Annotated in this window: 17 protein-coding genes; 11 read left to right on the top strand and 6 right to left on the bottom strand. The window is 67.5% G+C overall.

What is annotated here, in order from left to right; translation table 11 throughout:
• Positions 1-28: 28 nt before the first annotated feature.
• The 4 genes from IAG39_RS03045 to IAG39_RS03060 all read left to right on the top strand — a co-directional run bounded on the left by IAG39_RS03045 (position 29) and on the right by IAG39_RS03060 (position 3,581).
• Entirely contained in the window at positions 29-919 is an 891-nt protein-coding gene (locus IAG39_RS03045) for a helix-turn-helix transcriptional regulator (protein ID WP_118931458.1), read from the top strand.
• A gap of 91 nt (positions 920-1,010) precedes the next feature.
• Positions 1,011-1,904: a DMT family transporter gene (locus IAG39_RS03050; protein ID WP_118931459.1), complete on the top strand. Its 894-nt coding sequence runs from the start codon at positions 1,011-1,013 to the stop codon at positions 1,902-1,904.
• 77 nt (positions 1,905-1,981) lie between these two features.
• On the top strand, positions 1,982-2,743 hold the full coding sequence (locus IAG39_RS31505) for a PadR family transcriptional regulator (protein ID WP_223283274.1): 762 nt from the start codon (positions 1,982-1,984) through the stop codon (positions 2,741-2,743).
• Positions 2,744-2,765: 22 nt separating this feature from the next.
• Complete coding sequence (locus IAG39_RS03060; RefSeq protein ID WP_118931460.1) at positions 2,766-3,581, top strand: siderophore-interacting protein; 816 nt, start codon at positions 2,766-2,768, stop codon at positions 3,579-3,581.
• A gap of 34 nt (positions 3,582-3,615) precedes the next feature.
• On the opposite strand, the gene IAG39_RS03065 is transcribed toward IAG39_RS03060, so the two are convergent.
• Entirely contained in the window at positions 3,616-4,494 is an 879-nt protein-coding gene (locus IAG39_RS03065) for a LysR family transcriptional regulator (protein ID WP_059373966.1), read from the bottom strand.
• Positions 4,495-4,597: 103 nt separating this feature from the next.
• On the opposite strand from IAG39_RS03065, the gene IAG39_RS03070 reads away from it, so the two are divergent.
• Positions 4,598-5,458: an oxaloacetate decarboxylase gene (locus tag IAG39_RS03070; protein ID WP_118931461.1), complete on the top strand. Its 861-nt coding sequence runs from the start codon at positions 4,598-4,600 to the stop codon at positions 5,456-5,458.
• 10 nt (positions 5,459-5,468) lie between these two features.
• On the opposite strand, the gene IAG39_RS03075 is transcribed toward IAG39_RS03070, so the two are convergent.
• On the bottom strand, positions 5,469-8,339 hold the full coding sequence (locus IAG39_RS03075; RefSeq protein WP_118931462.1) for a WG repeat-containing protein: 2,871 nt from the start codon (positions 8,337-8,339) through the stop codon (positions 5,469-5,471).
• Positions 8,336-11,422 (bottom strand): WG repeat-containing protein, encoded by a 3,087-nt coding sequence (locus IAG39_RS03080; protein ID WP_118931463.1) that lies wholly within the window; start codon positions 11,420-11,422, stop codon positions 8,336-8,338. Before IAG39_RS03080 ends, IAG39_RS03075 begins: the two co-directional genes overlap by 4 nt.
• A 325-nt stretch (positions 11,423-11,747) precedes the next feature.
• On the opposite strand from IAG39_RS03080, the gene IAG39_RS03085 reads away from it, so the two are divergent.
• Positions 11,748-12,989 (top strand): MFS transporter, encoded by a 1,242-nt coding sequence (locus IAG39_RS03085; RefSeq protein WP_059373963.1) that lies wholly within the window; start codon positions 11,748-11,750, stop codon positions 12,987-12,989.
• 22 nt (positions 12,990-13,011) lie between these two features.
• Here IAG39_RS03085 and IAG39_RS03090 read toward each other — a convergent pair whose 3' ends face one another.
• On the bottom strand, positions 13,012-13,392 hold the full coding sequence (locus tag IAG39_RS03090; RefSeq protein ID WP_059373962.1) for a cupin domain-containing protein: 381 nt from the start codon (positions 13,390-13,392) through the stop codon (positions 13,012-13,014).
• An 83-nt stretch (positions 13,393-13,475) separates the two neighbouring features.
• Between IAG39_RS03090 and IAG39_RS03095 the strand changes: the two genes are divergently transcribed.
• The 3 genes from IAG39_RS03095 to IAG39_RS03105 all read left to right on the top strand — a co-directional run bounded on the left by IAG39_RS03095 (position 13,476) and on the right by IAG39_RS03105 (position 16,023).
• Positions 13,476-13,715, top strand: coding sequence for an Arm DNA-binding domain-containing protein (locus IAG39_RS03095; RefSeq protein ID WP_059373961.1), 240 nt, complete (start codon positions 13,476-13,478; stop codon positions 13,713-13,715).
• Entirely contained in the window at positions 13,712-14,260 is a 549-nt protein-coding gene (locus IAG39_RS03100; protein WP_059373960.1) for an ureidoglycolate lyase, read from the top strand. Before IAG39_RS03095 ends, IAG39_RS03100 begins: the two co-directional genes overlap by 4 nt.
• A 101-nt stretch (positions 14,261-14,361) precedes the next feature.
• Positions 14,362-16,023: a hypothetical protein gene (locus IAG39_RS03105; RefSeq protein WP_118931464.1), complete on the top strand. Its 1,662-nt coding sequence runs from the start codon at positions 14,362-14,364 to the stop codon at positions 16,021-16,023.
• 22 nt (positions 16,024-16,045) lie between these two features.
• On the opposite strand, the gene IAG39_RS03110 is transcribed toward IAG39_RS03105, so the two are convergent.
• Entirely contained in the window at positions 16,046-16,633 is a 588-nt protein-coding gene (locus IAG39_RS03110) for a hypothetical protein (RefSeq protein ID WP_118931465.1), read from the bottom strand.
• A gap of 144 nt (positions 16,634-16,777) precedes the next feature.
• On the opposite strand from IAG39_RS03110, the gene IAG39_RS03115 reads away from it, so the two are divergent.
• A complete protein-coding gene (locus IAG39_RS03115; RefSeq protein WP_118931466.1) occupies positions 16,778-18,307 on the top strand; it encodes a DUF1254 domain-containing protein in 1,530 nt (509 codons plus the stop codon).
• Between the two features lie 97 nt (positions 18,308-18,404).
• The gene (locus IAG39_RS03120) at positions 18,405-19,334 is read left to right on the top strand and encodes a LysR family transcriptional regulator (protein WP_118931467.1); all 930 of its coding nucleotides are present in this window, start codon (positions 18,405-18,407) and stop codon (positions 19,332-19,334) included.
• 9 nt (positions 19,335-19,343) lie between these two features.
• Here the strand turns inward: IAG39_RS03120 and IAG39_RS03125 are convergent, their stop codons facing one another.
• Complete coding sequence (locus IAG39_RS03125) at positions 19,344-20,162, bottom strand: SDR family oxidoreductase (RefSeq protein WP_118931468.1); 819 nt, start codon at positions 20,160-20,162, stop codon at positions 19,344-19,346.
• Positions 20,163-20,165 lie beyond the last annotated feature (3 nt).

Consider the following 20,165-nt stretch of genomic DNA (forward strand, 5'->3'; position numbering starts at 1 on the left):
TTATGCTATTACTGGGTGCAATAGACTCATGACCGCAACCGTAGCCCCGAAGCGCCTGGAGCGCACCCGCGCCGATCTGTCCGAGTTCCTGCGGCTGCGCCGCGAACGGCTCAGTCCCGCCGAACTGGGGCTGCCCGCCGGCGGCCGCCGGCGCACGCCGGGCTTGCGCCGCGAGGAAGTCGCCGCGCTGGCCGGCGTGGGCCTGGCCTGGTACACCTGGTTCGAACAGGGCCGCAACATCAGCGTGTCGGCGGGCTTCCTGGAAAACCTGGCGCGCGTGCTGAAGCTGGACGCGGCCGAACGCCGCCACCTCTACCTGCTGGCGCATCAGCGCCCGCCGTCGGAGCCGGGCCGCACCTGGTGCACGGTGCCCGCGCAGGTACGCCGCCTGATGGACGACCTGCCCGCGCGCCCCGCCTACGTGCTCAATCTGCGTTGGGATGTGGTGGTGTGGAACGCGGCCGCGGACCGCGTGTTCAATTTTTCCGCGCAGGCGCCGGGGCGCAGGAATCTGCTGTGGATGTTGTTCGCGGATCCGGCGATGCGCGAACTGTTCGTGGACTGGCCGGCGCAAGCGCCCGCCATGCTGTCCACGTTCCGGCGGGATTTCGCCAGCGCCGGCCAGGCGCCGGACGTCGGGGAGCTGGTGGACGAACTGGAGCGCGTGTCGCCCGACTTCAAGACCTGGTGGCGCGAACACGATGTGCACGGCTCCTGCATGGGGCTGCGCAGCCTGAGCCTGCCGGCCCTGGGCGCGCTGGCGTTCGAGCATTCCACCTTGTCGGTGGACGAAAGCCGGCACTTGCGGCTGGTGGTCTACGCGCCCGCGCCGGATGAACCGAAGGCGGCGGATTTCGAACGCTGGCTGCGAGCCGCGGCGACGCGGCGTGCCAAGGCCGCGCGTGGCACCAGCGAATAGGCGCGCCGTGGGTCTACGGCGCGGCCGCGCGCGGCTCCTATAGTCGGGTCTTCGCCGCATTCCTGCGTCCTGGCGGACGCATACTTCGCCCATGTCCACCGCCACGCTTTCCCGCCGTCACGCCTTGCTGCTGTTGGGCGTGGTGGTGCTGGCCTGGGGCTTTACCTGGATCGTCAACAAACTGCTGTTGCAGCACATGACGCCCATCTGGGCGGCGGCCGTGCGCAGCATCGCTGGCACGGCCGCATTGCTGGCGCTGGGACTCGCGCTGCGCCGCGTGGCGCGGCCGGTCAAGGCCGACCTTCCCGTGATCTTCAGCGTGGGGCTGCTGCATATGGGCGCCTTTGCCGCGCTGGTCAGCCTGGGCATGCTGTACGTGCCGGCGGGCCGCTCGGCCGTGCTGGCCTACACCACGCCGCTGTGGGTGATCCCTGGAGCCTGGCTCTTTCTGGGTGAATCCGTGGGCCGCGCGCGGCAAGCCGGATTGGCGCTGGGCCTCTTGGGCCTGGCCGTCATCTTCAATCCGCTGACCTTCGACTGGACCAATCGCGATGCCTTGCTGGGCAATGGCCTGATCCTGCTGGCGGCGCTGTGCTGGGCGGCCAACATCGTCTACGTGCGCGCGCACCGCTGGGTCACGCCGCCGTTCGAACTCGCGCTATGGCAAGCCCTGTTGGCTTCGGTTGTGCTGTCGGCCGTGGCCTATGCCGCCGAAGGCCCGCCGCAAGTGGCGTGGAACGCGGACCTGGCGTGGCTGCTGGGCTATGCCGGCGTGTTCGGGATCGCGGTGGCGCACTGGGCTGCCGTGAATGTAAATCGTGCATTGCCCGCAGGCGTGACTGCCATCGGACTGTTGGGCGTGCCCGTGTTCGGTCTGCTATGCGCGGCCGTGTTCCTGGATGAGCCGGTCAGCGCCTCGCTGCTGGCGGGCATGGCGCTCATTGTGGGAGGGATCGCGGCTGGGGTGATCGAACGTCGCGCTTGACGGCTGGACTATCGCAGGTATATCGTAAGATATATGTCGTAAGATATAACTCGTACGATAGACACCGGAGGTAAACCATGCGTGATGCCCAATTCCTTACCGCATTCGTGCGCCGAGCCCGCCAGAAGCCGCAGGGCCGCCACGGTCATTCCCATTCCCATCATCCCCATGCGCACCACCGCCATCACGGCGAGGGCCATGGCCACCATCAGCGCCATGCCGGCGCGGGCGGCGACTGGTTCTCCGGTCCGGCCGACGAGCGCGGCGAAGGCGGCGGCTTCGGCGGCGGTTTCGGCGATGACGGCCGCGGCTGGACCCGCAGCCGCAAAGTCAGCGCCGACGACCTGCAACTGATGCTGCTGGGCCTGCTGGAAAAGAACCCCAGCCACGGCTACGAGCTGATCAAGGCGCTGGGCGCGCTCAGCAACGGCTTCTACACGCCCAGCCCCGGCATGGTGTATCCCGCGCTGACCTATCTGGAAGAGCTGGGCTACGCCACCGTCGAGCAAGAGGGCGCGAAGAAGCGCTATCACCTGGCGGAGCCGGGCCGCGCGCATCTGGACGGCAACCGCGAACGCCTGGCGCTGATGTTCAACAAGCTCAAGCACGTGGCGCGCAAGATGGACTGGATGCGCCAGGCCTGGAGCGGCCAGCCGCGCAACGTCGGCCCCGAAGGCGAAGACACCGCCACCGGCTGGCTGCCCGAATTCGTGGCCGCGCGCCAGGCGCTCAAGCGCGCGCTGCTGGACCGCACCGACGCCTCGCCCGCGGAGCAGCGGCGCATCGCGGCCATCCTGGCCCGCGCCACTGAGGACATCAATGGCCAGGCCTGTTCCTGAAGACCTTATTCCTGGAGTATCCATGACCCGCAACGACCTGAATGTCGAACGCGTCCGCCACAACCTGAAGATGCGCACGCTGACCGTGGCCAGCGTCGAACGCGTCGCCGGCCTGATGGCCCGCGTCACCTTCACCGGCGACGAGCTGCAGGACTTCGTGTCCGCCTCGTTCGACGACCACGTGAAGCTGTTCTTTCCCGCCGATCCGTCCTTGCCGCCGGCGCTGCCGGCCGTGACTCCGGACGGCATAAAGTTCCCCGAAGGCGCGCCCAAGCCCGCCGCCCGTGACTACACGCCGCGCTTTTTCGACGCGGCGCGCAAGGAACTCGTCATCGATTTCGTGCTGCACGGCGACGGCCCCGCGTCCACCTGGGCTGAACAGGCCGAACCCGGCCAGCAACTGGGCATAGGCGGGCCGCGCGGCTCCTTCGTCGTGCCGACGGGCTTCGACTGGCATGTGCTGATCGGCGATGAAACCGCCTTGCCCGCCATCGCCCGCCGCCTGGAAGAGCTGCCGGCCAGCGCGCAGGCGCTGGTGCTGATCGAAGTGCCGGATGCCTCCAATGAAATCCCGCTGGCCACCGCGGCGCAGGCTTCGGTGCGCTGGCTGCATCGCAACGGCACCGCGCCGGGCTACAGCACCCTGTTGCTGGAAGCCGCGCGCGAGCTGACGCTGCCGCCGGGTGAAGGCTATGCCTGGGTGGCCGCGGAATCAGCCGCGGCCAAGGCGGTGCGGGAAATCATGGTGGCGCAGCACGGCGTCGACAAGAGCCGCATCCGCGCCGCCAGCTACTGGAAACGCGGCGCCGTGGCCGTGCACGAATCGCACGAAGGCTGAATCGATGCGTAGGCTGGCAAGGGGATAAAGACCTTCAGCTGCCGGCCAACGCCAGCAGATTGCGCACGCGCCCGCCCGCGCCTTGCTCGCGCACCGCCAGGCCCAGCACCGCGCGCGGCCAGTCCAGCGCGAAGGGGCGGTACACCACGCCGTCGGGACGCAGATGGCGCAGCGATTCCGGCACGATGGCCACGCCCATGCCCGCCGCCACCAGGTTCACCGCTGACGACAGTTGCGGCGCGCGCTGGCCGATCTGCGGATTCAGCCCATGCTGGCGGCAGGCCGCCATGATGTCGGCGCTGAGTCCATAGCCGGATTTGCGCGAATACAGGATGAAGCGTTCCTGCTCCAGATCGGCGGGCGCCAGCCGCTTGCGCCGCGCCAATGCATGGCCCAGCGGCAGCGCCACCACCAGCGGTTCCTGCGCCAGTTGCGTGAACGCCAGGCCGCCGTCCAGCGCGAAGGGCGGACGCACGAAGGCCGCGTCGATCGCGCCGCTGCGCAGCTGCGCCACCAGCGTTTCGCTATCGCCCTGCGACAGCGTCATTTCCACGTCCGGATAGCGCTGCCGGTACTGCCGTATCAGTTCCGTCACCACGCCGCTGAAGGACGCGGACTCCGTGAATCCCAATGTCAGTTCGCCGACTTCACCGCGCGCGGCCCGCTGCGCCGTACGCACGGCTGCCTCGGCGCGTTGCAGGATATCCTGCGCGCAGACCAGGAAGGCGCGTCCGGCATCGTTCAGCGCGACGCCGCGGCCGGTGCGATCGAACAGCGGCGTGCCGACTTCCTGCTCCAGCTGGCGGATCTGCTGCGACAGCGGCGGCTGCGCCATGCCCAGCTGTTCCGCGGCGCGGGTGAAGTGCTGGGCCTCGGCGGTGGCGACGAAGTAACGCAGATGGCGCAGTTCCATATCTGTACTTTTAAAGTATTGATTATCAATTTTCCATATATTGGACATTCTATTGCGACGCGCCGATCATGCATACATCGACGACACCCGCAAAGGAATCCGCATGAATGCCCCCATCAAACCCAGCACCCTGTTGCGCCAGCACCTGGCCCGCGACATCGTCGTGGCGCCCGGCGCTTATGACGGCATGTCCGCGCGTCTGGTGGCCGCCGCGGGTTTTTCCGCTGTCTACGCCAGCGGCGGCGCCATCGCCCGCGCGGCCGGCTATCCGGACATCGGCCTGCTCAGCTTTACCGAGGTCATGGACCGCGTGGAAAAGATTGTGGACGCCAGCGGCCTGCCGGTGGTGGCTGATGCCGATACCGGCTTCGGCGGCTCGGCCAACGTGGAGCGCACGGTGCGCATCATGGAACGCGCCGGCGTGGCGGCCTTCCATATCGAAGACCAGTCCTTTCCCAAGCGCTGCGGCCACCTGGACGACAAGAGCCTGGTTCCCGCCGAGGAAATGTGCCGCAAGGTGCACATCGCGCGGCAGACCCTGAGCGACCCCGATGCGCTGGTGATTGCCCGCACCGACGCCATCGCCGTCGAAGGCTTCGAGGCCGCGCTGTCGCGCGCCGAACGCTACCTGAAGGCGGGCGCGGACATGATCTTCGTGGAAGCGCCCGAGACGCTGGAGCAGATCCGCGCCATCGCCGAACGCCTGCCGGGCCTAAAGCTCATCAACATGTTCTACGGCGGCAAGACGCCGCTCACGCCGCTGGCCGACCTGGCGGCCATGGGCTACCGCCTGGCGATCATTCCGTCGGACCTGCAGCGCGCCGCCATCCACGCCATGCAGGCCACGCTGGCGGCGATCAAGCAGACGGGCGACAGCAGCGCGCTGGCCGATCAGCTCACCAGCTTCAAGGAGCGGGAAGAGATCGTGCAGACGCGCCGCTACCTGGCGCTGGACGCGCAGTAGGCGCGCGGCGCTAGCGGGTGCAGCGGCTGGGCAGGCTCAGCGGCCACAGCCGCTGGTTGTGCGAACCATACAGCGTGCGCATGCCGCATACCATTTCCACCCGCGCCACCTGCTTGCCGGAGGCGTCGATGATCATCGACTCCTCCACCGTGGACACCACCGCGCGGCCGTTGCTGAACGGCGCGACCGCCCGGTAATCCGCGGCGATCGCCAGCTTGCCCTGCGCGTCCACGTAACCGTAGCCGCTATCGATGCCGACCGGCGCCAGGCCCTCGCGCAGCGGGCCCAGCGCGTCGAACGCGGGACCGGCCAGGGCGCCCTTGCCGTCCAGCGCGCGCATGCCGCGGTTGGACACGCGTGTTACCGCGCGGCCTTCGGAATAGGCTGACGCAAGGCCCTCGACGGAGAGCCGCTTCTTGCCGTCCAGGCCGGTGTAGTCGGTCATCTCCCGGTTGCCCGCGTAGTAATGCCGCAGCAGCATGTCGGAGCCCTGCGGCCAGCGCCATTCGCCGGCGGGCAGCGCGGTCACGGTCTTGCCCTGGTCGTCGATCAGGCGCGGACCGTCTTCGCCCGTCAGCAGGGCGCGGGCGGGCTCGCCGCGGAAGGTGCCGGCAGTGGCGGACAGCGGTGCGATCTGCCATTGGCCCTGACTGTCCAGATAGCCCTGGCGCGGCTGGCGGCGCAGCACCGTCCAGTCGCCCATGCGCACGTAGTCCGCGTCTTCCATGTCCACCGCTTCCGAGCCGTCAGGCGCAATGGTCCAGCGGTGCTTGTCGTCGCTGGCCGCAATGGCGCCGTCGCTGTCCACGCCGACCGACAGCTTGGGGCGGAAGGCGGTCAGTGCGCGGCCTTCGGCGTTGAAGACGGCGGCGGGACGTTCGTACTCTTCCTGCTGCGGGCCGGCCTGGCGCAGCTTCCAGATCTTGGCGGCGATGCGTTCGGCGCTGTGGTGGCTGGGCGGCACGATCCACTTGCCTTGCAGGTCGATGACCCCGACGCGGTCCTGGCCCAGCGAGGCGACCGCCTGGCCGTCCAGGAAAAGGCCGATGTCCTGGAACGCGGGCGCGGCGATTTCCTTGCCGGCGACGAAGTCGTACAGGCCCCAGGGCGAGCCCTCGGCCGCGGTCTTGAGGAAGCGGACCACGCCGGGGGCGACGATCTGCGCCTCGAAGAAGTCGCGGGGCAGGTCGTAGGTCTTGCCGCTGCGGTCCAGCATGCGGCTCACGCCATCGGCGTAGGCGGGCGCATAGCCATGGCGGAACGGCCCGATGTGCTGCTGCGCGGGCAGATCCATGGGCTTGCCCATGGCATCGAGCAGCAGCAGGCCCGCGGCGGTCTGGGCGGCGTAGCGCAACTGCTCCGCCTTGAGTCCTGCGGCTTCCGCATCCGCCTGCGTGTCGTAATCCTCGTCGGATCCGTCCAGCGGGATGATGCTGCGCCAGGTCGGGTCGGAGGCAATGCCGCCGTCGGCCAGCAGCAGGCCGGCGCCGTCCTCGGTGCATTGGCAGTGGTCCTGGGCCAGCAGGCCCAGCGCGCTGCCGGGTATGTCCAGCGGCAGCTCCTTGAGCGAGCGGCTCTTGGCGGCTTCCACGGTTTCGGGCTTGAGCAGCAGGCGGCCTTCATCGTTCAGCACGTTGAGCAGTTCGCCTTCCTGCTTGAACAGCCACAGCTTGCCCTGGCTGACCACCATCCTGCCGGTGTCCTTGAGCCAGGCGGGAGCCGTGTCGCCGTGCAGCCAGCTGCCCATCGGCGTCAACAGGCCAACCGGCACGCGTTCCTCGTTCGAGAACAGCACGTAGCCGTTCTGGTCCTCGGCCACGAACAGGCCCGCGCCCAGCGTCAGCGGCTCCGCGCGCCCTGGAACCAGTGCCATCTGCTTGCCGCCAGACGGGTAGACGATGGCGTCGCCGTGGCGCTGCGATTCCTGGGCCTCGGCGGACGTGAGCGTGACGACGGGCTTGCCGCCGCTGTCCAGCACGACATAGGAATTGCGGCCGAGCTCGGCGCTCCAGAATGCCTTGGTCACGGGCCTCAGGCTGCGGTAGCCCTGGTCCGCGCCCACGGGCTTGCCGTCGCGGTCCAGCAGCAGCGCATCGCCGTCGCCATAGGCGACGGCCATCGAGCCGTCTTCGCCCGGCACCGAGATATCCTGATAGTTGGGCTCGATCACCCACTTCCAGTCCCGGTCCACCAGGCCGTACCGGCCTTCCTTGTTGATGGCGATGTACAGGCCGTTGCCATAGGACTTGAAGATGCTGACATCGGCGTCGCTGTAGCGGCGTTCGCCGGTGCTGGAGCGGTACTCCGGCTTGTACTCCACCGTCGCCAGCGCCGGCACGCCCGCGCCCACGTGCAAGGACTGCACCCCTTCGTCCATCGGTTCGCCCACCGGCTGGCCCTTGCGGTCGATCAAGAGATAGCGGCCGTCCAACACGGCCACGGTCAGGCCGATCTCGGCATAGTCCTGCACGGCGTCGTAGCGCGGCGGCACCGCCATCCGGCCTTTGGTGTCGATGAAGCCCCACTTGCCTTTCCATTTCACCGCGGCCAGGCCGTGACGGAAATCGCCCACCGCCTCGAAGATGGGCGAAATCGCCAGCCGGCCGTTCTGGTCCAGGAAGCCCCAGGCATGGCGGCGCAGCGAATGATCGCGCGGCACGCGGTCGATGTTCACCAGCGCGGACGGCAGCAGCACTGCGGCGCGCTGGTCCGCCAGCGTGCGGATGCAGCCGTTGGCGTAGGGGCTGATATCGTCGTCGGCCGCGACGCTATACGGCTTCTCATCGATGCAGTACGAGTATTGCGCATGCGCCGACAGGGACGCGCCCAGCGCGGCCAGGGCGCAGGCAAGGCGGGTGGTGCGTATCGCGCGTGACTTCATGGTTGTTTCGCTTTGGCGTTGTCGGGGGCGAGTTCGAACTTGTCGGCCACGGGGCAATCCATTTTCTGCTGCGGCCAGGTAATCCTGCCCTGGTCGTCCAGGATGGTTACCGTGTCGCATACCTCGGTGAACGTGGCGATGGGCACGCCCTTGGTGTCGATGTACTGCGTGTTCCGGCCCTGATGGTTGCTGCGGACCAGCGCGCGTTCCTCGCTGAAGTTGCCGGCCCAGGTAAAGACAGGCGGAATCGCATAGCGTCCCGTCAGGTCGATATAGCCATATAGCGTGCCGGAATACTGCAGGCGGCGCGCCACCGCCAGGCCGTTGTTCAGCGGGCCCAGCGTGTCGAAGTGCGGTCCCACGATGCGCTTGCCGCTGGCATCGATGAAGCCATGCCTGCCATTGCCCGAGCGGCTGCGATAGGGCGCCACGCCTTCGTTGGCGCTGCGGTCTTCCACGCTGTAGGTGCCGTCGATGCGCGTGATCTCGCGGCCTTGCAGGTCCGTCATGATGCTGACGGAATTTTCCGAGTCGTGGAACACGATGCGCTGCATGGTTGCCAGCGGCGAGCCGTCGCCCAGCTTGCCCAGCACGGTCTTGCCGTCCTGGTCGATCACGCGGTAGCTGGAGCCGGTGTAGGCGCGCGCCAGTCCCTCGGGCTGCCCGAAGAATGGATTGAACTCGCCATAGATGGCCGGGACCTTCATGTTGCCGCGCGCGTCGATGGCGCCCTCGCGGTCGTCATGCTCGATGTAGAGCCAGTGCTGGTACAGCTCCGTGCGCTTGGCCCTGCCGTCGGAGACGCGCGTGGCGCCGCCCTGTGCGTCGAACACCATGGTTCCTCCGCTCGCCAGCGCGCCCAGGTAGCGTCCGTCCTTCAGGCGCTCCGGCTTGCCGGTAATGGGCTCGCTGGACTTGCCGGTACGCAGGTTCACCAAGCGGTAGGTGGTATCGAAAGAGCTGCGGGCGCGCTGTCCGGAAACGTTGTCCTCGACCAGCATGAGGCCGTTGCCCAGATACTCGAGCTTGTACGAGCTCTCCTGCGTGGCGGGCACCACCCATTTTCCCTCGCGGTTCATGACGCCCCAGCGATCCTGCTGCTGGACCTTGGCCCAGTCGTCTTCGAACTTCTCCATGCTTTCGTACACGGGCTTGACGGCGGGCGCGCCCTTGGCGACGTTCCAGATGCCCCAGCGGTTCTCGCGGTTTTCGTCCGGCGCGCGGTACTGGATCAGTTCGCCGTCGAAGTACCTGGCGCCGTCCAGCACCTCGGCCGGGACCGCGACGGCCTTGCCGCGGGCGTCGATCAGCTGGTCGCCGTCGCTGCGGCTGCGTCCCGAGGCCGCCTGCGCGTAGCCGCCGCGGAACGGATGGATGACGCTGTAGTGGGGCGGCACCGACCAGTTGCCGTCGGCATCGATAGCGCCATATTTGCCGTTGGCGGCGCGCACGGGCAAGGGCATGGACACGTCGTAGCTGGACATGTCCTCCCAGTCCGGGTTGGTCACGATCTTGCCCTTGGCCGTCAGGATGCCGAGAGGCTGCGTATAGTCCAGCGGCCGCAACAGGGCCAGCGGCAGGCTGTCCGCGCTGGCCCGGCCGTGGGCGGACTCGCGGGCGGAAAAAGGCCTGATGTCGTAATCCTGCAGGCGAGCGAGGGTGTCTGCGTCCAGCAGCGGCTTGCCTTCGCGCGTATAGATCTGCAGCAGGCCGCCGCCGGTGTCGGGAGCGGCATCCGCGCTCGTCGCTTGCATGGCGGCTGCGGAGGCGTCCACTGCAGCGGCTGCTACGTCCATTGCGGCAGGCGTGGCGACGTCGACGGCCACGGTCTCGGCTTCCGAGGCGGCGGCTGCTGCGGCGACCGCTTCCTGCGCGGAAACTGCGGCGTCGGCCGAGGCCTCCACCGCCTCGCCGGGGCCATCATCAGCGACCGCGGCGGCGCCGGCTGCTGCGGCATCGGCTGCCGCGGCAGCATCGACCGCCATATCCACGGCGCGCGGAGGCAGGGATGCCGTCACCCAGGCCTGCCCGTTGCTCAGCTGCACGCGGCCATTGCGCGCGTCTATCTTGCGGAAGTTGCCGGCGGGGTCGATCAGCAGTACGGCGTCGTCATCGATCATGACGCGCCAGCCCTCGCGTTCATCCAGGCCGATGTAATTGCCCTTGAATGCATGCTGGACGCCGAGCTTGCCGTTCAACAGCAGCGCTTTGCCCGCGCCTTTCTGCTTGACCAGCCACAGCCCCGGCCCCGCCAGCTGCACGTGCTCGTAGCGCTGCTTGTGGATGGTCTTGCCGCGCGGATCGACGAACGTCCAGCCCGCGTCGCGGCTCACCGCCAGCACGTCGCCGTCGCGCAGCGCGGGTTCGCGGGCGCGCAACACGTCCGGCGCGATCGCCCAGCGGGCCTGCTCGTCCAGCAGGCCCCACCAGCCGCTGTAGCGCGAATCGCGCAACTGGGCAGGCAGGTAGCCGCCGCTGGGCGCAGCCAGCGCCATGACGCCGGCGGGCAGCGCCGTCGCCTTGCCGGTTGCAGTGTTGAACAGGCGCGGCGGCATGGGCATCTCCATCGATGCCAGCTTCTGCCCCCGTTGGAAGCCCCAGGAACGCGTGCCCAGCTCGAAGGTCTTGACGATGTTGCCCTTGCGGTCGATCAGCACGTCGTGCCCGTCTTCCTCGGCCAGCGCGGTGCCCTCGGCGTTAAAGCCCGTCGCCTCGGAAAAGCGCGGCTTGATCGCCCATTGCCCTTGCGTATCGATATAGCCCCATAGCCCATCCTGGTTCACGGCGGCCAGGCCGTTCTGAAAGGACTTGGCCTCCCGGAAGGACGGAGCGATGGCCATGCGGCCTCGCTTGTCGAGATAGCCCCAGCGTCCGGCGTCGTCATCGGCCGACCCGGTCAGCACCGCGGCCAGGCCTTCATGGAAGGCCTGCTGGCATTCCAGGTTGGCGCCGTTGTATTCGTTGTAGCCAGGGGCGCACTGGTCGATCCAGTTGGACCTGGCTTGCGCCGCGCCGGGGACGGCGGGTAGGGCGGCCAGCGCCACGGCCAGCGCCAGCGGTTTGAGGGCGAGCGGGGTCTTCATCGTGCAGCGGCGCGGGCTGCAACCGCGCAAGCGTAAAGGCCGGGCTGGGCGTGCCACATGGTCGTATGCCTGCCAAGAATGATGGGAAAGGCAGCACTGTAACCAGCGTCAGCCTGCAATTGCACGGCAAATGTAACTGTAGAAAACAAACCGTTAACAACACCGCTGCCGCTGCCCGGAAAGCGCGGGTTTCAGGACTGCGATGGCATTCCCGCCATGCATGCAGCGGACAAAAAATAATCGGTTGATGCGTGCGCCCGGCGGCCCTGTAATGGACGCCGGTGCCTGCTTGCACGCGGGCGACGTTCCACTGCCGAGGTCCGCCATGCCCGTCCTGCGCAAGTCTTCACTGGATGCTTCTCAGCTGTTGCTGCTGGTCCTGGCAGGCGGCGTCATCATGGGCCTGGCGCTGGGCGTGCGCCACGTGCAGGGCCTGTTCCTCCTGCCCGTCACGATGGACCGGGGCTGGAGCCGCGAGACCTTCGCCATGGCGCTGGCGGTGCAGAACCTGACCTGGGGCGTGGCCCAGCCCTTTACCGGCATGATTGCCGACCGCTACGGCTCGGCCAAGGTGATCGCGGGCGGGCTGGTGTTCTATGCGCTGGGGCTGGTGGGCATGGCGCATGCCGCTACGCCCGCAGGGTTTCTGTGGACTGCAGGAGTATGCATAGGCATCGCGCTGTCCGGAACCGCGTTCGCCGCGATCTACGGCGCGCTCAGTCGGCTGGTGGCGCCCGAACGCCGCAGCTGGGCGCTGGGCGTGGCGGGCGCCGTGGGCGGCCTGGGCCAGTTCACCATGGTGCCGGCCGCGCAATGGCTGATCAGCGGCTGGGGCTGGGTCGCGGCCTTGCTGTCGTTCGCGCTGGCGCTGGCCGTGCTGCTGCCCTTGGCTTGGCCGTTGCGGGAGTCTCCCGGCCGGGAGCAGGGCGCGTCCGCGGGCGAGGCGGGGCTGTCCATGTCCGCAGCCATACGCGAAGCCTTTGCCCAACCTGGCTTCTGGTTGCTGAACCTGGGTTTCCTGGCCTGCGGCTTCCAGCTGGCCTTCATCGGCACGCACCTGCCCGCCTACTTGATGGACAAGGGCCTGCGCGCGTCCGACGCGGTGGCGGCGCTGGCCATCATCGCGCTGACCAACGTCATGGGCACTTATGTCTGCGGCGTCCTGGGCGGACGCCACCGCCGCAAGTACCTGCTGGCCGGCATCTACCTGCTGCGCACGGCCGCCATCGCACTGTTCGTGCTGCTGCCGCTGTCGTCATGGACCGTATACGTGTTTGCGGCGGTCATGGGCTTTGTCTGGCTGGGCACGGTGCCGCTGACCAATGGCCTGATCTCGCAGGTGTTTGGCGTGCGCTACATCACGACCCTGTTCGGCTTCGTGTTCTTCGGCCACCAGCTCGGCTCCTTCCTGGGCGTGTGGCTGGGCGGCGTGGTGTTCGAGGCCACCGGGTCCTATGATCTGATCTGGCTGGGTGCGATGGCGCTGGGCGTGTTGTCGGCGGCGCTGCATTGGCCGATAGACGACCGCGAGATTTCCCGCGTGCGCGCCGCGGGCGCGGCCGGATAGAGGGCAGCCTACGACGGGCGGCCTACAGCGGCCGGTGCTGCGTGCCCGCGCCCATGGTGATGTGCAGCATGCGACAGGGACCGGCCACCTTGAGCGTGTGCCAGATGCCCTTGGGGATCACATAGGCGTCGCCCGCCTGCATCCGCACGGCTTGCTCGCCCGTCGGCCATTCCAGCCGCAATTCCGCGGCGCCTTCGATCAGGCGCACGACCTCGTCGGCCTGCGGGTGCATTTCCCATTGCGGCCAGTCTCTCTCGAAGGCGTACTCGGACACCAGCCAGCCGAGGCCGAACCGTTCCAGTTCCTTTTCGGGTTGCGACCAGAAGGCGTTTCCGCCTTCGACGGCGGAGCAAGTGCCCGAGGCGTCCAGCAGGAGATAGTGCGACGACAGATTGGTAGTCATGTTGCGCTTCCTGGGGTGAGGGAGGTCGGGCCAGTGTAAAGCGATATCATGTGCATCTTCATCGGCTATAACAGGAGAGGGCGATGCGCCAGGGATTCGACGGGGTCAGGCCCGCGTCCGAGTCTTCCATCGAGATCGGCTTCTTCTATGAAGGCCGGCATTGCGTCGAACGCATCCGCGTCAAGCCCACCGCTGCCAACCTCAAGCGCGCCGCCGACCGGCGGGCCGCCATACTCGAGGCCATCGCGCGCGGCGAATTCGACTACGACGCCGAGTTTCCCAAGCGCGGCGGCGCGACCAAGCCATCACAGGGTTCCGCATGACGAGTGAAAAACAGCTGGACATCAACGATCTGACACCGGACGCCTTCAAGGCCTACGGCTGGATGTTGGGCAAGCCCATGCCGGACGGCAACGGCGTACCCCTGTTTTCCAACCAGGACACCGACTTCTGGCAGGAGCACCAGTTCAATACCGGCGCCGGCGGCGACGCCGAGCTGCTGTGGGTCAACTACCGCAGCCAGTCCTTTGAAATCTCCAGCCTGGAAAAGCATCTGCTGACGCAGCAGGCCATCGTGCCGCTGACGGGCGAGATCATCCAGGTTGTGGCGCGCAGCGCGGCTGACGGCAGTCCGGACCTGGCCACGCTGGCGGCATTCCGCGTGCCGCAGGGGCAGGGCGTCTGCATGCGTCCGGGCTGCTGGCACGCCACGCGCGTCACGGACGAGGAAGTCACCTGCCTGATGCTGACCCGCCGGTCCACCACCGTGGACCTGATCCAGCACCTGACCACGGATGCTTCCGCCAGCGAAAGCGCCATCGTGGCGATTCCGGTCCAACGGCTCGAAGCTCAGGCTCAGGCCGCCTAAACGCTGATCTTCGCCGCGAGTCGCGGCGTATTCCCGCTTACCGGCAGGCAGGCGGGATGGCAGACTGCCGCCTCCGGTCATAGCAACCCAAGAATTCCCCCATGAGTGAAGTGTCGATCGAGGCGCTGAGACGAAATCTCGCAGCCAAGATAAAGCAGGCCACCCAAACCCCCAGTCCACCGCCCACCCGCTGGCAGCGCCTGCGCCAGCGCTTCCTGACGCGCGATCCCAAGGCCCGCGGCCTGCGCGTCCTGACCGTGGTCACGCTGCTGTATCTCTACATCGAATTCAGCTTCAGCGCCTGGCTGCTGGACGTGATGTCCGAAAACGCCAGCAACCGCGTGGACACGGCCGAGGCATGGGGACGCCTGATTTCCGGCTTTGCGGTGGCCCTGCTGGTCTGGCCCGTCATCTTCGCGCGCACCCGCCGATGGCGGGTCACAGTGCCGTTGTTGATCGTCGTGTCGCTGGCCATCATCACCGCGGTGTATCAGGGGGAGCGCAAGCTGATCGACGCCCTGGTGGACAGCTCCACCGCCGAAAGCCGTGCCGCCGCCGTCACCGGCGCCTTGCTGCGCCAAGGGCTGGCGACCGGCACCGTCAGCGCCAGCATGCTCGATGGGCTTTGGGCCGACGAGAACGCGCAGTCGGTGGCCGGCAAGGCTTTCGTGGGCGTAGTGTCCTACATGGCCGCGCAATCCGACGCGGCGCGCCGGCAGACCATGGCGATCGCGCCCGAGGTGGTGCGCGCCGTGATCGAACAGAACGTGGGCGGGCGGGACGCGGAGTACCAGCGTTTCGTCGATAGCCAGGAAGATATCCGCGGCCGCCACAAATACTTCTACGAGCGCGGCATCCAGAACCACCAGAAGGAACTGGCGCAAATTCCGGCGCGCGCCGAGCGCGATTGGGAACGCTACCTGGACCGGCTGGACGCCAAGAACCGCAAGTGGGGTCGCGCCCGCCTGCGCGACCGCAGCGGCGAGCTGGTGCCCGGCTTCGTGGCGCCGCGCGTGCGGGACGAAGTGCGCAAGATGGGACTGGACGTGCCAGATTCCTGGCGCACCGGCGATAAGGCCTACTTCGTGCGCCTGGCGCAGCAGAAGTACCGCAAGCAGATGAACGAGGCGCTGCAACGCGAACTGGAAGGCATGCCGCCCAACCTGGGGCTGGAGGCGTTTGCCGCGCATCCGGTCGTGCAGAAGAAATGGCGCGCGGGGTTGGGCTATCCGGATAAGGTGGCGCGCCTGACGCTGGCCGTGATCTCGGCGGATGAATTCAACAAGCGCTACTACCAGCCGGTGCTGGCCGGCCGCACCATGGACCGCCTGCAGGACTACCGCAGCCAGGCCCGCGACTACGGCGCCGGCGGCAAGCGCGAGGCCGAAGGCAGGAAGGCCTATGAAGCCATGATCGCACCCGTGTTCGCCCTGACGCTGTCGCTGCTGGGCGCGCTGGTCCACATCGGCAAGACCGGCCTGCTGCTCGCGCAGCTTGCGAGCGGCTGGCGCTTCAGGAGCCCGCTGCTCAAGGCGGGGGCGCTGCTGGCCGCGGTGCTGCTGGTCTGCCTGCTGGCGCGCGCGGCCATCAGCACGCCGCTGACCTCGCATCCCACCTATCAGGCTTGGACGCAGGCCGGTGGCGGGCAACCCGTGCTGACGGCGGTGCTGGACACCATGATCAAGATGCAGTCCTTGGCCTACCCTGTGTTCGACGTGGCCAGACAGGGGCTGGAGTTCGTGGCGGGCAAGACGTCCCGCTAGGCAGGGCGGGCCGTGCCCGTCGTCAGTCCGCCTCGCTGTATTCGTAGCCCAGGCGGGCGAACAGCGGCCACTTGTTGCGGTAGTTGGCTGTCCAGCACATGCCGTAGTAGGCCTCGAATGGTTCGTCCACCGTGCGGACCTGGATCCGCGCGGCGGCCTCGGCGTCCGCGGGGCTGAAAGCCTGGCCCGGTTTCGGATACAGATCGCCCTCCCATATCGGCCTGCCGCAATGGGCGCAAAAGTTGGTCCATTGCCCCTGGTTGTCGGGGTTCTGGCGGTAGCCGGGAGACAGCGCCTGCATGGTCTGCGTCACTGTGGGCGACAGCAGCCAGGTCTGGGAAATCAGCGCGGGGTCGGCAATATCCAGCCATTGCGGCGGGCTGAACAGCCATGTGCTGAATGCAGCGGGGCTCAGCCCGGGGCTGTCGGCATCGACTTCATCCAGCTCGATGTCGGCTTCGGTGCATTGGTGGCCGGGCGGCACGGCCAGGGCGTGCACCGGCGTTTCTTCGCCGCATCGCGTGCACGTATGCGCCGCCTGCAGCACGAAGTAAGAGGACGCGCGTATGTTCATCTGCGGGTATTCCGCGGCCGTATCTAGCGTATGCATGGGCTGGTGCTGTTCCTGTTCGGGCTCGCCGTTTCTTCTACATCGCCAGGAAATATGCCAGAATTCCCCGGACTTTACGCTTTGAATGCGATGCCGGCCGCATGGGCGTCGCCAACCTCACGCAGTGTTGTGTTGGAGCACCGGATGCGCGATAGCCAGAGTAGCACTGGATTTTCCACCAAGGGCCGCAGCGTCGGTCCGGCGCTGGTGTTGGCGCGCCTGGCCGTTGCGGCCGCGCTGGCGGGCGGACTGGCGGGATGCGTATTCAACTCCCACGATGCGAGCGGCTCGCAATCGGTCGGCATCGACGGCGTCACGGCGCAGCAGGCGCGCGGCATCGCCCGCGAGGCCTATCTCTACGGCACGCCCATGGTCGCAAGCTACCAGACCATGCATGCCTTCAGCATCGACAAGAACAACCCTCAGTACAAAGGCCCGTTCAATACGGTCAACAACGTTGCGCGCGTCTTCACGCCCGACGACACCGCCTTCGTTACGCCCAACGCCGACACGCCGTACACCTTCGCGGTGCTGGACCTGCGGACCGAGCCCGTGGTCATCACCGTGCCCGCCATGGAGCCGCGCCGCTACTTCGTGCTGCAGCTGATGGACCTGTACACCTACAACTTCGCCTACATCGGCAGCCGCAGCACGGGCAATGGCGGCGGCCGGTTCCTGGTTGCCGGCCCGCGCTGGAAGGGCAAGGCGCCGGCCGGCATAACCAAGGTGATCAGGTCGGAGACCGACCTGGTCAATCTGGTCGGGCGCACGCAACTCTTTAACGCGGGCGACCTGCCCAACGTCAAGCGCATCCAGTCGCGCTACAAGATCCAGACGCTGTCCGCCTACCGCAAGCAGCGCGCGCCCGAGCCGGCGCCGGCGGTGGACTGGATAGCGCCCGAGCCTTCGGCGCAGATGCGCAGTTCGCTGGAGTTCTACAACCAGCTTGCCTTCCTGCTGCAGTTCGCGCCGGCCCATCCTTCGGAACAATCGTTGCGCGAACGTTTTTCCAGCATCGGCCTGGAACCGGGCCAGGAGTTCGACTTCAATAGCATGAATCCCGCATTGCGCCGCGCCTTGCAGGAAGGCATGCACGACGGCCAGAACGACATCGACAAGAACCGCGAGGTCCTGAACGGCAAGACCGACCGGTTGTTCGGCGACCGCAACACACTGAAGAACGATTACCTCGCGCGTGCCACCGGCACGCAGGTCGGCATCGGCGGCAACAGCCGCGAGGAAGCGCTCTATCCCGTGCTGGAGAACGACAGCACAGGCCAGCCGCTGGACGGCCGCAACCAATACACCTTGCGCTTCGCCCCGCGCAGCCTGCCGCCCGTCAATGCATTCTGGTCCATGACCATGTATCGCCTGCACGAACAGTTGTTGGCATCCAATCCGCTCAAGCGTTACCTAATCAATTCGTCCATGCTGCCGTCGCTCAAGCGCGACCGCGATGGCGGCATCACGATCTACATCCAGCCGGAGTCGCCAGGCAAGGGCAAGGAGTCCAACTGGCTGCCCGCGCCGGCCGGGCCCTTCATGGTCACGTTGCGGTACTACTGGCCCAAGCCCGCGCTGCTGGAAGGCAAATGGACTTCGCCGCAGATTGAACGGGTCCGGCAGGCGCCGCAGGCCAGGCCCGCGCTGTCCCCGCTCCAGGTTCGACACTAGCGGCGGTCTGGGCTACAAGAAGGCCTCGCGCAGGCCGGCCATCGACGTCCGGCCGGGCGCAGTCGGGCAACCGACCACCCAGGGAGGCTCGCGCCGCATGAAGCGCAATTTCAATATTCACGACCTGCGCATTTTCTACGCGGTGGTCATGACCGGATCGACCCGGCAGGCTGCGCAGTCCATGCACCTGACGCAGCCGGCGGTCAGTCACGCGATATCCCGCCTGGAAGGCGCGACCGGCGTGCAGCTGTTCGACCGGTCCCACAAGACCTTGCGTCCCACCGAGGCCGGCCAGTACCTCTACAGCGAGGCCAAGTTCGTGCTGGATGAACTGGTCCGCATCGACGAGGCCCTGCACAGCATTGAACAATTCGGCGGGCGCGGCCTGCGCATCGCGTCTTCGCCCGCGCTGGCGCTGGGTTACGCGCCCGACGCGGTGCGGCGCTACCTGGACGCCAACGGCACCCGGCCTTTTTCCATAGATATCGAATCATCCGTGCAGGCCATCAGCGCGGTCGAAACCATGCGCGCGGACTTCGGCCTGGGCGCGGTGGAACGCGACAGCGCCCGCCTGGCGTTCACGCCGTTCCTGCGAGCCGACGTCATGGCCATCGCGCATCGCGATCATCCCTTGGCGGCGCGCGATACCATCGCGGCGGCCGATATTCCGCCAGACACCTACGTGAAACCCTTGTGGTCCGACTATGTAGTGGCCCAGGGCGACATCGCGGACACGCTGTTGCTGAGCTCCGGCATGCGGGCGCACATGTCTCTGCTGCCGGGCACGGTGCGGGCGGTCCGGGGCATCAGCCTGGTCAATGCGCTGTCCGCCTGGGACATCGTGATGGCGTATCCCGATCTGGTGGCCCGGCCTCTGGCGTCGCGGCAGTGGTTCGATTTCTACCTCATCACCCGCAAGGAAGAGCGCGGCCAGGACCTGGCCGCGCGGCTGCTGGACGCCCTGCGCGCCACGGCGCAGGACCGCCGCCAGGGCGTCTATGCCCATACGGTCCAGTTGCTGGAGTAGGCCGCGGCCTTACTCCGCCGGCGGCTGCCAGGGCAGCGATTGCAGGTCGCCGTCTATGCTGATCGCCTGCCCGCTGATCATCGCCCCGAAGGGGCTGGCCAGGAACAGCGCCATGTTGGCGATGTCGGCGGCCCGCACGAACTGCCGCAGGCTGACGCCAGCCAACTCCAGCCGGGTCTCTTCTTCGACGGTCAGGCCCATGTTCCTGGCGCGCGCCTCGATCACGCGGTCGATCCGTGGCCCGGCCACCAAACCCGGCAGCAACGCGTTGACGCGGATGCCATAGCCGCCGAGCTCGACCGCGAGCGAACGCGTCAAGCCCACCACGCCCCACTTGGTCGCGGCGTAGGGCGTGCGCATGGGGATGCCCATGCGGCCAGCCACCGAACTGATGTTGATGATGCTGCCGCCGCCCGACGCGCGCAGCGCCGGCAGCGCATGCCGCACCGTGTGGAATTGCGATGCCAGATTGATGTCCAGCGTTGCATCCAGCTCCTGTGGCTGGATGTCCGCGATGCCCGCCGTGGGGCCGGCGATGCCCGCGTTGTTGACCAGCACGTCCAGGCCGCCCAGCTGCGCCAGCGCTTCCTGCATGTAGCGATCGATCTCTTCGCGCCGGCTCACGTCGGCGCGCGACCAGGGGTGAGGGCTGGCCGCCAGCGCCTGCTCATCCACATCGCAGATGTGTACGCTGGCACCGCGGTCCGCGAATGCGCCGGCGATTGCCGCGCCGATGCCGGCGGCGCCCGCGGTCACGATGACGCGCTTGCCCGATAGGTCCACGGGCAACGCGGAGATGTCCCCGGGAACAGCGTTCTTCACAGTCATGCC

The organism is Achromobacter xylosoxidans (assembly GCF_014490035.1).
Lineage (GTDB): Bacteria > Pseudomonadota > Gammaproteobacteria > Burkholderiales > Burkholderiaceae_B > Achromobacter > Achromobacter bronchisepticus_A.